The following is a 12,991-nucleotide window of genomic DNA, read 5'->3' on the forward strand; positions in this document are numbered from 1 at the left end:
TTTGATGCGGAGAACCACGACGGTCGCCGGTGTCGTCACCGTGCTCGTGCCGTTTCTTCTGGCCGGGGCTTCGGCGGCGTCGGCCGCCGGGTCGGGGGCGCTCACCGTCAGGACGTTGGACCGGGGCGGCAAGCCGGTCTACGCCCAGGTGGCGGTCTACAACACGAAGACGAACGACTTCAGGTACATCGAGAGCAACAAGAAGGCGTCGCTGCCCAAGGGCAGTTACGAGCTCGTCACGTCCTACGGCAACGGCGAGGTCGGCGTCGTCGGCGGTCACAGTGTGAAGGTCTCCGGGGCCACGACGACCACGTTCGACGCCCGCAAGGGCCACGCGGTGAAGGTCTCGCTCAGTCCCAGCCCGGGCAGCGGGTACGACCACACGGTCACCGCGGCGGTCTGCGCCACCGACAACGGTCCCGCCAGCATGAGCATGTCGGCCGCCTCCGGTGAGCTGTACGTCATCCCGAACAGCAGCAAGGCGTACGAGCTGGCCTACGGCACCGTCTACCAGCCGCGGTCGGCGACCGGCGGGGACTTCTGGCTGGCCTCCGCCCGGCACAGCCATGGCGTGCCGTCCGGAGTGTCCGCGACACTCAAGAGGTCCGGGCTGACCACCCTCAAGGTGTCGGCGCGTTCCGGGCCGGACAGCGGACACGCGCGGTTCTCGTTCAACGGCGCCTCGACGGGCTACGACGCCTGCGCGTCGAACACGGACATCCTCGACTTCGAGCGTGATCTGCCCGACTCGTTCAGCGTCCACCTCCAGGCCGGCCAGTGGGAGGTGGGACAGCAGAGCCACGACCTCATCTTCGACGGGTTCCACACCTACGCCGCCGGCAAGACGACCGCGCTGACCCTCGGGCACGCGGTCTGGGGGCCCAGCGGGCAGTTGCCGCACACCTGGTACCACCAGCTGTACTTCGGGGACGTCGACATGTTCAGCGACCCCGAACTCACGGCGGGAGGGGGGCTGGCCTCCGGCTCCCTGAAGCTGACCCACGGGAGCAAGACGCTCTACTCGCGCAGCTACAGGTCCTCGCAGGACATCGCCCCGCATGTGCGGATCCCGGGATCCGGCTGGTACACGGTCACCGAGACCGCCCACCGGGGCGGCCTGCCGTCCGGCTCGCTGTCGACGACCTCCAGCCTCTCCCTGCACTTCTACGCCGACGCCGGCAAGAACCGGCAGATCCGGGACTACATCACCCGGTTCTGGCCCGAGGGGCTGAACTCCAGGAACCAGGCCGCCGCCCGTTCGACCACGACCGTCGAGCTGGGGATGCAGCGCCTCGGGACGAACGACGGCTCGATCGGCCGGCTGTCGGACGGGGTGAAGTCCGTGCACGCCTGGTACACGACCGACGACGGCGTCCACTGGCACGCCACCACCGCGAAGCTGTCCCACGGCAAGTGGACCGCCGCCGTCCACAACCCCGCCTCCGCCGGCCGCGTCGGTCTGCGCTCCACGGTCACCGACACCCACGGTGACAGCTCGACGACCACGGTCTACAACGCGTACGCCGTGCGCTGAGGGCACCCGCAGCCCGGCAGTCGCATCAGTGGTTCGCCCCCAGCCGGCCCGCCAGGCGTTCGCGGATGGCGGCGCTCGGCTGGTTCAGGCCCTCGATGGTGACCGTCTTGCCGCGCTGGGCGTACTTCGTCTCGATGGCGTCCAGGGCGGCGACGGAGGAGGCGTCCCAGACGTGGGTGCCGGAGAGGTCGATGACGACGTCGTCCGGGTCGTTCTTGTAGTCGAACTGGGTGACCAGGTCGTTGGAGGACGCGAAGAACAGCTCGCCGGTGACCGAGTAGACGACCTGGGTGCCGTCCGGGTCGGTGACCGAGGTGACGTGGGTGAGGTGGGCCACCCGGCGGGCGAAGATGATCATCGCGGTGACGGAGCCGACGACCACGCCGATGGAGAGGTTGGAGGTGGCGACGACGACGATCACGGTGATGACCATGACCGTCGTCTCGCCGACCGGCATCCGCCGGAGCGTGGCGGGCTTCACCGAGTGCCAGTCGAAGGTGCCGACGGAGACCAGGATCATGACGGCGACCAGGGCGGCCATGGGGATCCGGGAGACGACCGGGCCGAGCACGATGCACAGGATCAGCAGGAAGAACCCGGCCAGGAACGTCGACAGCCGGGTACGGGCGCCGTTCTTGACGTTGATCATGGTCTGGCCGATCATGCCGCAGCCGCCCATGCCGCCGAAGATCCCGGTGACGATGTTGGCGATGCCCTGACCGACCGCCTCGCGGGTCTTGTCGGACCGGGTGTCGGTGAGGTCGTCGACCAGCTTCGCGGTCATCATCGACTCCATGATCCCCACCAGCGCCATGGCGAAGGCGTACGGGGCGATGACCGTCAGGGTGTGCAGGGTGAACGGCACGTCGGGGAGGCCCGGCACCGGCAGCGCGGAGGGCAGCTTGCCCTTGTCCCCCACGGTCGGTACGGCGATCCCGGCGGCCACGGTGATCACGGTGAGGATCACGATCGCCACCAGCGGCGCCGGCACCGCCCGGGTCAGCCTCGGGAACAGCACCATGAGCACCAGACCGGCCACGACCAGCGGATACACCGCCCACGGCACGTCGTGCAGGTTGGGTATCTGGGCCATGAACAGCAGGATGCCGAGGGCGTTGACGAAGCCGACCATGACGCTGCGCGGCACGAACCGCATCAGCTTGGCGACGCCCAGCGCGCCGAGGACGACCTGGAAGGCACCGGCGAGCATGACGGTGGCGACCAGGTAGCCCAGCCCGTACTGGCGGGCTATCGGCGCCACGACCAGGGCGACGGCGCCGGTGGCGGCGGAGATCATGGCCGGGCGTCCGCCGGCGAACGCGATGACCATGGCCATGGTGCAGGCGGCGTACAGCCCGACCTTCGGGTCGACGCCCGCGATGACGGAGAACGAGATCGCCTCCGGGATCAGCGCGAGACCGACGACCAGACCGGCCAGCACCTCGGTGCGCAGGACCGTCGGCGAGGTCAGCCACACGGGCCTGGGCAGGCGGGACCCGAGTGATTTAGGTGACTTGGGCGGCTTGGGCGGCTTGGGCGCTGCGGGCAGCGTTGAGGACATGCGACCGTTTCCGTCAGGCGCACGCGTCCCCGGATCCGGTACGCGCCCGCGTCGTCTGTGACGTCATGCCGAAGACACACATGACTCACGTACACGAACGGTCGGAGTCCTCGGCGATCCGGTCGGCCACCTCGGTCGGGCATCATGAACCGGAAGTCTTCGAACACCACAGACTCTACCCTGACGTAAGGGGAGAGTACGAAAGACGGCCGTGAACGGCGAAGGACCAGCGAAGGATCATGGGGCGATGACGGACCAGGGGCAGATGCAGATCGGTGAGGTGGCCGAGCGGACCGGTCTGTCGCTGCGCACGATCCGCCACTACGAGGAAGTCGGCCTCGTCGTCCCCTCCGCCCGCAGCAAGGGCGGTTTCCGCCTCTACACGGAGTCGGACGTCGAGCGCCTGATGGTGATCCGCCGCATGAAGCCGCTGGACTTCTCCCTGGAGGAGATGCGGGATCTGCTGGAGATCACCGACCGGCTGGGGCGCGCCGACAGCCCGCCCGACGGCGAGGAACTGGCGCGGCTGCGCCGCCGCCTCGACGCCTACCGGGAGACGGCCGACGCCCGCTGTGAGTCCCTGCGCGCCCGCCTGGCGATGGCCGAGGACTTCGCGGACACCCTGCGCGCCCGTCTGGGCGGCGCCTGAGGCACGGCCGACCGCGGCGGCGCACTCCGGCGACCGCCGCGGCTGTGGTCCCTCCGCGTGGGGCTCAGCCGAACTGGCCCGGCTGGTAGTCGCCGGCCGGCTGCTGGACGATGACGTTCACGCGGTTGTAGGCGTTGATCAGGGCGATGAGGGAGACCAGCGCGCCGAGCTGCTCCTCGTCGAAGTGCTGGGCGGCGTTCTCCCAGGCCTCGTCGGTGATGCCGCCGGCCGCGTCGGCGATCCGGGTGCCCTGCTCGGCCAGCTCCAGCGCGGCACGCTCGGCGGGCGTGAACACCGTCGCCTCCCTCCAGGCCGCGACCAGCAGGAGGCGCTGCACGTCCTCGCCCGCCTTCATGGCGTCCTTGGTGTGCATGTCGGTGCAGAACCCGCAGCCGTTGATCTGGCTGGCGCGGATCTTCACCAGCTCCTGGGTCGCCGCCGGCAGCGCCGAGTCCGTGACCGCCTTGCTGCCCGAGTTGAGGTAGCGGAGGAACTTGCCTGCGACCGCGTTGCCGAAGAGGTTCATACGAGCGTCCATCGTCAGCTCCTGTGCCGTTGTCGTTCGGTGTACGCCTCTCTGACAACTGGGCCGGACGCGATGTGACAGGGTGCCGATGTGACCTGCGTCACTCACTTCGCCCGCATGCTCACTTCGGCTGCGGGCGGACCGTGAGCATCTGCTGGGCGTGGCCCACCGGGCCGTTGACGTCGTGCAGGACGGTGCTGGTGACGCCCTGCCCCGTCGGCCCGAACGCGACCGTCGTGTCCAGCCCGGTCCAGCGGCCCTCGGGCTGCCGGTGCAGATGGAGCGTCAGGTCGACGTTGGGGAACATCCACGCGGTCGGCGCCTCGCGTACGGCGATGCCGTTGGCGGTGTCGACCAGGGCGACGTACGACGCGAGCGGGCTGCTCGGCTCGTCGGCGACCAGGTCGAGGGAGGTGGAGATCCACGCGGTCGTACGGCCCGGCCGGGGCGGCGCGAGCGGCCGTACGTCCAGGGAGGCGATGTACCCGCCGGGCCACAGGGACGCCATCGGCCAGGGGGCCAGTTCCTCGGGCGGGGTGAGCCGTTCGGGGCCGCCGCCCGCGACGGCCGCGGTGTCCCCGGCGGCCAGCAGCCAGGCGCGGGCCCGGACCACGGGGCGGTCGGCGACCCGTACGACGGCTTCGAGCAGCTCGATGGTGCGGCCGGGCCGGACCGTCTCGACCCGGATCTCGCACTCGTCGAGGGCCGGCCGCCCCAGGATGTCGTAGCTGATCCGGGAGAGGAGCAGGCCGCCGCCCTGCCCGGGGCGTGCGGCGAGGTGGTGGTCGATCGCGTGCACGACGAGGCCGCCGAGCGGGCTGAAGTGCAGCTCGTCGGGGTCCCAGGCGCCACTCGCGTGGACGGTGGGCTTGTAGCGGTGCTCGTCGATGCGCTCGTAATAGCTGCCGGTCTGCGCGGGAGGGTGGGCTGCGGGGCGGGGCGAGAGGGACATGCCGCCATGGTAGGAAGCGGTCGGAACGCCGGATCACCGGATTGCCGGGTCACCGGATCACCGGGCCGCGTGATTACCAGGTCGCGTGATCACCCGGCCACCCGGTCACCGGCTCACCTGATGACCGGGCCATCCGCTCACCGGCTCATCCGATGACCCGGTCACCCGCGCCTGGGGTCTTACGGACCGGTGACGTACCCCGCGCCGACGCCCGCCGGGCGCCCCCGTCCGTCCTAGCGTGACGGTATGCGCGTACTGGTCACCGGCGGTGCCGGGTTCATCGGGTCCCATGTCGTCGACGCCCTGCGGGCCCGCGGTCACGAGGCGGTCGTGTACGACGTCCGGTCCGGCCCCGGCGCCGACGTGCGCAACCCGCTGGCCGTGGCCGAGGCGCTGGCCGGGGTGGACGCCGTCTCCCACCAGGCGGCCATGGTCGGCCTCGGCAACGGCGTCGCGGACGCGGCCGAGTACGTCTCCCGCAACGACCTCGGCACCGCCGTCCTGCTCGCCGCCATGGCCGACGCGGGCGTACGGCGGCTGGTGCTCGCCGGGTCGATGGTGGTCTACGGCGAGGGCCGCTACGAGTGTGCCGAGCACGGCGTCGTACGGCCGGGACCGCGTGCCGTGACCGACCTGGAGGCGGGCCGGTTCGAGCCCCACTGCCCGCTGTGCGGCGCGGAGTTGGCGCCGGGGCTGGTCGGTGAGGACGCGCCGGCCGACCCGCGCAACGTGTACGCCACGACCAAACTGGCCCAGGAGCACCTGGCCGCCGCCTGGGCCCGCTCGACGGGCGGTACGGCGGTGTCCCTGCGCTACCACAACGTGTACGGCCCCCGGATGCCCCGCGACACCCCGTACGCCGGCGTCGCCTCCTTCTTCCGCTCGGCGCTCGGCCGCGGTGAGGCACCGCGCGTCTTCGAGGACGGTCGGCAGCGGCGGGACTTCGTCCACGTCCGGGACGTCGCGGCGGCCAATGTCACCGCGCTGGAGGCGGAGAGCCGGCCGGGAGCGCTGACGGCCTACAACACCGGCAGCGGCGAGCCCCGTACCGTCGGCGACCTGGCGCACGCCCTCGCCGCGGCCTGCGCCGGCCCCGCGCCCGTGACCACCGGCGAGTACCGCCTCGGCGACGTCCGGCACATCACCGCCGACTCCGGCCGCCTGCGGTCGGACCTCGGCTGGAAGCCGGAGATCGCCTTCGCGGAGGGCATGCGGGAGTTCGCGGCGGAGGGGTGAGCGGGGAGGGCGGGCCGTCGCTTGTGGAGCACGGCGCGGGCGGGCGGGCGCCCGGGGAGCGAGCGGGTCGGCGCGCGCCCGGGCAGCACGACGCGGGCGGGCGCCCGGGGAGCACGACGCGGGCGGGCGCCCGGGGAGCACGACGCGGGCCAGCGCCCGGGGAGCACGACGCGGGCCGGCGCCCGGGGAGCACGGAGTGGGCGGGCCGGCGTCCGGGGAACGAGCAGGCCGGCGCCCGTGGAGCACGGCGCGGGAGGGTGGTCACGCCTGGGCGGCGTCACCCGTCGGGAGGGTTACCTCGAAGCGGCAGCCGCCGGGGATGTTGCGTACGGTCGTACGGCCGCGGTGGGCCTCGACGATGCCGCGGACGATGGCCAGGCCCAGCCCCGCCCCGGCCGGCGGTGTCCGCGCGTCCGTGCCGCGCCAGCCGGTGTCGAAGACGCGGGGCAGGTCCTCCTCGGGGATGCCGCCGCAGCCGTCGGTGACGGAGAGCACCACTCCGTCCGGCGCGCGCTCTGCGGCGATGGCGACCGTGCCGTCGGCCGGGGTCCGGCGGATGGCGTTGACCAGGAGGTTGGCCAGGACGCGGCTCATCTCCTTGCCGTCGACCTCGACCGGCACCGGTTCCACCCGGTCGCCGACCAGCCGTACGCCGTGCTCGCGCGCGAGGGGGCCGACTCCGGCGAGGGCGTCGCCGACCAGGTCGTAGAGGGAGATGCGGGCGGGGCTGAGGGGGAGGGTGCCGGCGTGTATGCGGGAGAGTTCGAAGAGGTCGCCGACCATGTCGTTGAGGCGTTCCACCTCGGTGCGGATCTGCTTGAGGTAGCGGTCGGGGTCGGCGGCGACCCCGTCCTCCAGCGCCTCCGACATGGCCCGCAGACCGGCGAGCGGGGTGCGCAGGTCGTGCGAGATCCAGGCGACCAGTTCCCGCCGGGAGGTCTCCAGCGCGCGCTCGCGCTCCCGGGACGCGGCGAGCCGGGCGCTGGTGGCGGCCAACTCCTGGCTGAGCGCGTCGAGTTCGGCGGTGGCGGGGACGGGAGGCGCGGCGAAGGCGCCGCCCTCGCCGAAGTCCCGGGCCGCGTCGGTGAGTTCACGGCTGCGCGCGACCACCCAGCGGCCGAGGAGCAGGGCCGTGGCGAAGGAGACCACGGCGGCCATGGCGACGACGGTGGTGACGACCCTGAGGTCGTGCGGGGACAGGAACATCGCCCAGGCCACGGCCATGGTCCCGGCGAGCATCGCGACCACGCCGACGCCGGACACCACGCCGAGGGACGCGGTGAGGGAGCGGCGGCGGATCGTCCGCAGGACGACCGCGCCGGCGAGGCCGGTGGCGGCGGCGCCGAGGAAGGCGTAGAGGGCGATCAGCAGGTTGGCACGCATCTCAGCTCACCTCCCCGGCTGGGGCCGGGTGACTGTCCCCGCCCTCGTGCCGGTCGCCGGTGGGGTCGAAGCGGTAGCCGACGCCCCACACGGTCTGGATCAGGCGGGGCCGGGCCGGGTCGTCCTCGACCTTGCCGCGCAGACGGCGGACGTGGACGGTGACGGTCGACAGGTCGCCGAAGTCCCAGCCCCACACCTCCCGCATCAGCTCCTCGCGGCCGAACGCACGCCCCGGATGCCGCAGGAGGAAGGCGAGGAGGTCGAACTCCCGGAGCGTGAGGGCGAGTTCGGTGCCGTTCTTGGTGGCACGGCGGGCTGCGGGGTCGACAGTGAGACCGGCCGCGCCGAGCGGGGCGCGGGGGCCGGCCGGGCGCGAGCGGCGCAGGACCGACTCCACGCGCAGCACCAGTTCGCGCGGGCTGAACGGCTTGGTGACGTAGTCGTCGGCGCCCACCTCCAGACCGAGGATGCGGTCGTCCTCGTCGCCGCGCGCGGTGAGCATGATGACCGGCACCGGGCCCCGCTCACGCAGCCGCCGGCACACCTCCAGCCCGTCCATGCCGGGCAGCATCAGATCCAGCACCACCAGATCCGGCCGGTGCCCGGCCGCCCGCACGAGAGCGTCGGGCCCATCGGCGGCCCGGTCCACGACATACCCGGCCCGATCGAGATACCCGGCGACCACCTCGGCGACGGTGGGATCGTCGTCAACGACGAGAACCCGCCCGGGGCGGGGCTGGGGGGCAGGGCTGGGCTGGGGGGCGGGGGCGGCACCGGACGCCATCCCAGGAACCGACTGTGAGGCCGGCGTGGAGGCCGGTCCCGGGGCCGGGGTGGGGTGGGGGCTCGGAGGGTGTGGGGGTGCCGGGTCGGGGGGCGGCGGGGTGGGCGGCTGCTGCATGTTTCCACCCTCGCACCGCGCGGGCGCGAAGGCGTGAGCAGGCGTTCGGTGTCCGCGTTTCGTAAGGTGCCGCGGCCCAGTTTGTCCCGGTTCACGTTCGTAGGGTGAGCGTCGTGACCACCTCACCCTCACCGATGGAACCCCCGGGACGCTCGGCGTCCCCGGCGTCCCCGGCGTCCCCAGCATCCGAGGAGCCCTCCCGGCCTGCGGTGCCCCTGCCCCCGGGTCCCTCCGTGGACGTCGTCCTGCCCTGTCTGGACGAGGCCGAGGCGCTGCCCTGGGTGCTCGGCCGGATCCCGGCCGGCTGGCGTGCCCTCGTCGTCGACAACGGCTCCACCGACGGCTCGGCCGGACTCGCCCGCGCGCTCGGCGCGACCGTCGTCCACGAGGAGCGCCGCGGCTTCGGCGCCGCCTGCCACGCCGGGCTGACCGCCGCCACCGCCGACATCGTCTGCTTCTGCGACTGCGACGCCTCCCTCGACCCCGGCCTGCTCGTACCGTTCGTCGACGCGCTCCGCGACGGCGAGGCCGACCTGGTGCTGGGCAGGCGCCGCCCGCGGGGCAGGGGCGCCTGGCCCGCCCACGCCCGCGCCGGCAACCTGGCCCTCTCCCTGCTGCTGCGCCGCCGCACCGGGCTGCGCCTGCACGACCTCGGCCCCCTGCGCGCCGCCCGCCGCGAGGCCCTCCTCTCCCTCGGCCTGACCGACCGGCGCAGCGGCTACCCCCTGCAGATGGTGGTCCGCGCGGCCGACGCCGGCTGGCGCGTCCGCGAACGCGACGTCCCGTACCGCCCCCGCACCGGCGCCTCGAAGGTCACCGGCACCTGGCGCGGCACCTGGCAAGCGGTACGCGACATGAGCCGCGTCCTGAACGAGGGTCCGGCGCGGCCGGCGCGAGCAGCGGCGGGGAGGCCCGGGTGACCGCACGTACCAGCCCCACCACCCTGCTCGTCATCGCCAAGGAGCCCCGGCCGGGGCGGGTCAAGACGCGGCTCTGTCCGCCGTTCACCGGCGACCAGGCCGCCGCGCTCGCCGAGGCCGCCCTCGCCGACACTCTGGACGCGGTGGCCGCCACCCCGGCCGGCCGGCGCGTCCTCGTGCTCGACGGCCGGCCCGGCCCCTGGCTGCCGCCCGGCTTCGACGTCGTACCGCAGTGCGCGGGCGGCCTCAACGCGCGGCTCGCCGACGCCTTCGCCCGCTGCACCGGACCGGCCCTGCTGATCGGCATGGACACCCCACAGGTCACCCCGGAGCTGCTCACCGTGGACCTCGACGGCTACGACGCCTGCTTCGGCCCGGCCGAGGACGGCGGCTTCTGGGCGCTGGGCCTGGCCCGCCCCGACCCCGCCCTGCTGCGCGGGGTGCCGATGTCGTCGCCGCTGACCGGGCAGGCCCAGCGGGAGCGGCTGCGCGCCGCCGGACTCCGGGTGTACGACCTCCCGCGCCTCCGGGACGTCGACACCGCCGCCGACGCCCACGCCGTCGCCGCCCTGGCCCCGCACGGCCGGTTCGCCGCGCTGCTGTCCGAGTGCGCCCCGGCGGGGTCCCGATGAACACGGTGCCGCGCCTGCTGAGTTCGCCCCCGCCGCAGACAACTTCCCACTCCCGGCCACCCGCGGCCGCCGACGGCGGGTCGGTCCCGCTGGGGGCACCCGCACCCGACGCCGAAAGCGTCACCGGTGGTGCGGGTGTGAACACATCCGCCGAAGGCGCGGCCGAGGCGGCCGCGCACTGGGCCACCGGCCCCTACGCCACCGCCCTGCGCACCGGCCGGGGCCCCCTCTTCCTCCGCCACCCCGACGGCTGCCTCCTCCCCCTCGACATCGAGCGCTGGTGCGCCCGCGCCGACGCCGTCGACCGCGCCGTACTGGACCGCTGCGAGGGCCCCGTCCTGGACGTCGGCTGCGGCCCCGGCCGCCTGGTCGCGGAACTCGCCACCCGGGGCCGTACCGTCCTCGGCGTCGACGTCAGCGAGGCGGCCGTACGCCGCACCCTCGCCCTCGGCGGCCAGGCCCTGCACCGCTCGGTGTTCGACCCGCTGCCCGGCGAGGGCCGCTGGGGCACGGTCCTGCTGATGGACGGCAACGTGGGCATCGGCGGCGACCCCGCCGGACTGCTGCACCGTACAGCCCAACTCCTCCGCGCCGGCGGCCTGCTGATCGTAGAGACAGCGCCCCTGGACATCGACGAGCGCGCCCACGTGCACATGGTCGGCGCACCCCACGGCCGTACGGCCGCCGGCGCCCCGTTCCCCTGGGCCCGGATCGGCACCCCGGCCCTGCTGCGGTACGCGGCCCGGACCGGATGGCGCCCCGCCGCTCAGTGGGCGGCCGGCGACCGCCGCTTCGTGGCCCTGCGCACCCCCGACACACGCCGCGCACGACGGGCGCGCAGCGCTCGCAGTGCGAGCAGCAGTGCCGAGCCGCCGAAGAGCACGGCGGTGATCAGCAGCCAGCGGCCGAGGTAGCCGTCCGCCGACCGCCCGGTGAGCAGCCGGTAGCGCCGGTCGACCACACCGAGGCCGAGGACGAGCGGGGACCACACGAGCAGCAGCAGTCCGGACAGCACGGCCGGCACCCGCACGTACGGCGTCCAGGTCCGCCGCCCGGCCGTGCCCAGCGCACGCACCAGCGCCCGGTCGGCGACCGAGTACAGCGGCAGGAGCACGAGGTCGTGCAGCAGCGCGGCGCCCACGATCCACAGGGCCACGCCGCGCCAGTCCCCGGCGAGGAGCCGTACCGCCGCATAGCCGGCGAGCGCGAACGAGCAGGTGAGCAGGAGCAGTTGGAGGGGACTTCCCACCGGAACACGGGGTCGCATCAGAGGTCTCCGAAGGTCAGCCTGGCCACCCACTTGGTGCAGAGCACGCCGGGTGCGGCGGGCACGATGATCCGGGCCGGGTAGCCGTGGTCGGGGGACAGGTCCTCGCCGTTGACCCGCAGGGCGAGCAGGGAGCGCGGGTCGGCCACCTGGTTGGCGCGCAGCGCCCCGCGCCGGAAGGCGCCGTGCCGCTGGAGCGACTCCACGAAGAGGTCGGGCGGCTCGCCGTCGAACCCGGCCAGTGCGGCGAGGTCCCGCAGCCGTACCCCGCGCCACCACTGGTCGGCGGTCGACCAGCCCTCCACGCAGGCGATGGGCAGCGAGGAGCTGTACTGCGGGAGGCGCAGCAGTTCGGCTCGGCTGAGCCGGCGCGTCCCGGCGGGCCCGACGACGACCAGCCGCCACACCTCCTCGCCGGTGTCCTTCGCGCGAACGCCCGCGTACGCGGCGGTCTTGTTGATCTGGAAGGCGTTCGGACCGCTGCCGGGATCGGACCCGCCGTGCGGGGCCAGCAGGGCCGTACGGCGCAGCGGCCCGCCGAGGCTCTGCCCGACGGTCGTCACGAACAGCGCGAGCGAACCGCCGCCGACGAGCCACAGTGCCCCGCGCCGGGAGACGGTCGGGGGCCCGGGATCCGGCGAGACGAGGCCCCCCTCGACGAGGCCCCCGTCATCCACGCGCCCCGCACCGGCCGACTCACCCCCGTCCTCGCACGGCTCGCCCTCGTCCCGCATCCGGCGTCGTACGGTCCGGACCGCCTTCGGCGCCTTCAGCGCGGCATGGGCCAGGAAGGCGGCGAAGAACACCCAGGCACCGTAGAAGTGCAGCGGGTAGAAGGAGCCCGGGAAGACGTAGTCCAGCTGGACGTTGAGGACGCCGGTGGTGAACTCGAACAGGCCGCCGCCGACGAGGAGCAGCAGCGACACCCGCTCCAGCGCGTGGGCCAGGGACCGGGCCGGCGGCAGGGCGAACAGCCTCGGCACCACCGACCACAGCTTGGCCAGCAGGACGGGGATCAGGGTGATGCCGAGGGTGACGTGGAGGCCCTGGGTGAACCGGTACAGCCACACCGGTCCGGTCGGCCAGGCGAACAGGTAGAAGCCGAGGAGGCCCTTGTCGGGGGTGGTGTCGTTCACGCGGGACAGGCCCGGGTTGTAGGCGGCGTACGACACCAGCCCCGTCACGAAGAGCACGGTGACGCCGACGAGGAGGACGAGGCCCAGCACCGAGGTGAACCAGGGGCCACGCAGGGGGCTGCGCCAGAAACCGGGGGAGGACGGAAGGCGCGGATCGTCTCGCATGTCCCGACGGTAGGCCTGGTCAGGCCGGGAAAAGGGGTCCGACCGATGACGAAACGCTGACGTCCGGGCCGTACGGCGGCTCCCCGCGCCCCGCGCGTCCTAGCGTGCCGGTGTGACCCGGATCCCCTC

At 73.5% G+C, this 12,991-nt stretch carries 12 protein-coding genes and 1 pseudogene; 6 read left to right on the forward strand and 7 right to left on the reverse strand.

Annotated elements, in window-relative coordinates:
- The first annotated feature begins 4 nt into the window (after nucleotides 1-4).
- Nucleotides 5-1,534: a hypothetical protein gene (locus DBP14_RS15790; protein WP_129307836.1), complete on the forward strand. Its 1,530-nt coding sequence runs from the start codon at nucleotides 5-7 to the stop codon at nucleotides 1,532-1,534.
- A 25-nt stretch (nucleotides 1,535-1,559) separates the two neighbouring features.
- On the opposite strand, the gene DBP14_RS15795 is transcribed toward DBP14_RS15790, so the two are convergent.
- Complete coding sequence (locus DBP14_RS15795; protein WP_129307837.1) at nucleotides 1,560-3,095, reverse strand: SulP family inorganic anion transporter; 1,536 nt, start codon at nucleotides 3,093-3,095, stop codon at nucleotides 1,560-1,562.
- Between the two features lie 247 nt (nucleotides 3,096-3,342).
- Here DBP14_RS15795 and DBP14_RS15800 point away from each other — a divergent pair, with 247 nt between their 5' ends.
- Nucleotides 3,343-3,744, forward strand: coding sequence for a MerR family transcriptional regulator (locus tag DBP14_RS15800; protein ID WP_129307838.1), 402 nt, complete (start codon nucleotides 3,343-3,345; stop codon nucleotides 3,742-3,744).
- Between the two features lie 64 nt (nucleotides 3,745-3,808).
- Here DBP14_RS15800 and DBP14_RS15805 read toward each other — a convergent pair whose 3' ends face one another.
- Both DBP14_RS15805 and DBP14_RS15810 read right to left on the reverse strand, forming a co-directional pair.
- Entirely contained in the window at nucleotides 3,809-4,282 is a 474-nt protein-coding gene (locus DBP14_RS15805) for a carboxymuconolactone decarboxylase family protein (protein ID WP_129307839.1), read from the reverse strand.
- A gap of 109 nt (nucleotides 4,283-4,391) precedes the next feature.
- Nucleotides 4,392-5,222 (reverse strand): thioesterase family protein, encoded by an 831-nt coding sequence (locus DBP14_RS15810; protein WP_129307840.1) that lies wholly within the window; start codon nucleotides 5,220-5,222, stop codon nucleotides 4,392-4,394.
- Between the two features lie 246 nt (nucleotides 5,223-5,468).
- Here DBP14_RS15810 and DBP14_RS15815 point away from each other — a divergent pair, with 246 nt between their 5' ends.
- On the forward strand, nucleotides 5,469-6,458 hold the full coding sequence (locus DBP14_RS15815) for an NAD-dependent epimerase/dehydratase family protein (protein ID WP_129307841.1): 990 nt from the start codon (nucleotides 5,469-5,471) through the stop codon (nucleotides 6,456-6,458).
- Between the two features lie 261 nt (nucleotides 6,459-6,719).
- Here the strand turns inward: DBP14_RS15815 and DBP14_RS15820 are convergent, their stop codons facing one another.
- Both DBP14_RS15820 and DBP14_RS15825 read right to left on the reverse strand, forming a co-directional pair.
- On the reverse strand, nucleotides 6,720-7,841 hold the full coding sequence (locus DBP14_RS15820; RefSeq protein ID WP_129307842.1) for a HAMP domain-containing sensor histidine kinase: 1,122 nt from the start codon (nucleotides 7,839-7,841) through the stop codon (nucleotides 6,720-6,722).
- Between the two features lies 1 nt (nucleotide 7,842).
- On the reverse strand, nucleotides 7,843-8,625 hold the full coding sequence (locus tag DBP14_RS15825) for a response regulator transcription factor (protein WP_129307843.1): 783 nt from the start codon (nucleotides 8,623-8,625) through the stop codon (nucleotides 7,843-7,845).
- 332 nt (nucleotides 8,626-8,957) lie between these two features.
- Between DBP14_RS15825 and DBP14_RS15830 the strand changes: the two genes are divergently transcribed.
- From DBP14_RS15830 to DBP14_RS15840, 3 genes are all read left to right on the forward strand, one after another.
- Nucleotides 8,958-9,662, forward strand: coding sequence for a glycosyltransferase family 2 protein (locus tag DBP14_RS15830; RefSeq protein WP_241741243.1), 705 nt, complete (start codon nucleotides 8,958-8,960; stop codon nucleotides 9,660-9,662).
- Nucleotides 9,659-10,294: a TIGR04282 family arsenosugar biosynthesis glycosyltransferase gene (locus DBP14_RS15835; protein WP_129307844.1), complete on the forward strand. Its 636-nt coding sequence runs from the start codon at nucleotides 9,659-9,661 to the stop codon at nucleotides 10,292-10,294. Before DBP14_RS15830 ends, DBP14_RS15835 begins: the two co-directional genes overlap by 4 nt.
- A 137-nt stretch (nucleotides 10,295-10,431) precedes the next feature.
- Complete coding sequence (locus DBP14_RS15840; RefSeq protein ID WP_241740933.1) at nucleotides 10,432-11,208, forward strand: methyltransferase domain-containing protein; 777 nt, start codon at nucleotides 10,432-10,434, stop codon at nucleotides 11,206-11,208.
- On the opposite strand, the pseudogene DBP14_RS37455 reads toward DBP14_RS15840, so the two are convergent.
- Together DBP14_RS37455 and DBP14_RS15850 are read right to left on the reverse strand one after the other, a co-directional pair.
- Nucleotides 11,139-11,561, reverse strand: a pseudogene (locus DBP14_RS37455) (hypothetical protein); the annotation flags it as partial. The gene DBP14_RS15840 and the pseudogene DBP14_RS37455 sit on opposite strands and share 70 nt — an antisense overlap.
- The gene (locus tag DBP14_RS15850) at nucleotides 11,561-12,862 is read right to left on the reverse strand and encodes a molybdopterin-dependent oxidoreductase (protein ID WP_206739276.1); all 1,302 of its coding nucleotides are present in this window, start codon (nucleotides 12,860-12,862) and stop codon (nucleotides 11,561-11,563) included. The gene DBP14_RS15850 and the pseudogene DBP14_RS37455, both read right to left, overlap by 1 nt.
- Between the last annotated feature and the right edge of the window lie 129 nt (nucleotides 12,863-12,991).

Source organism: Streptomyces sp. L2 (assembly GCF_004124325.1).
In the GTDB taxonomy this organism is placed as follows: Bacteria; Actinomycetota; Actinomycetes; order Streptomycetales; family Streptomycetaceae; genus Streptomyces.

Bases quoted from the DNA above. Each gene is read 5' to 3' on its own strand.
- DBP14_RS15820 (WP_129307842.1), bottom strand. From the start codon at position 7,841: ATGCGTGCCAACCTGCTGATCGCCCTCTACGCCTTCCTCGGCGCCGCC.
- DBP14_RS15795 (WP_129307837.1), bottom strand. From the start codon at position 3,095: ATGTCCTCAACGCTGCCCGCAGCGCCCAAGCCGCCCAAGCCGCCCAAG.
- DBP14_RS15825 (WP_129307843.1), bottom strand. From the start codon at position 8,625: ATGGCGTCCGGTGCCGCCCCCGCCCCCCAGCCCAGCCCTGCCCCCCAG.
- DBP14_RS15790 (WP_129307836.1), top strand. From the start codon at position 5: ATGCGGAGAACCACGACGGTCGCCGGTGTCGTCACCGTGCTCGTGCCG.
- DBP14_RS15805 (WP_129307839.1), bottom strand. From the start codon at position 4,282: ATGGACGCTCGTATGAACCTCTTCGGCAACGCGGTCGCAGGCAAGTTC.
- DBP14_RS15800 (WP_129307838.1), top strand. From the start codon at position 3,343: ATGACGGACCAGGGGCAGATGCAGATCGGTGAGGTGGCCGAGCGGACC.
- DBP14_RS15850 (WP_206739276.1), bottom strand. From the start codon at position 12,862: ATGCGAGACGATCCGCGCCTTCCGTCCTCCCCCGGTTTCTGGCGCAGC.
- DBP14_RS15815 (WP_129307841.1), top strand. From the start codon at position 5,469: ATGCGCGTACTGGTCACCGGCGGTGCCGGGTTCATCGGGTCCCATGTC.
- DBP14_RS15810 (WP_129307840.1), bottom strand. From the start codon at position 5,222: ATGTCCCTCTCGCCCCGCCCCGCAGCCCACCCTCCCGCGCAGACCGGC.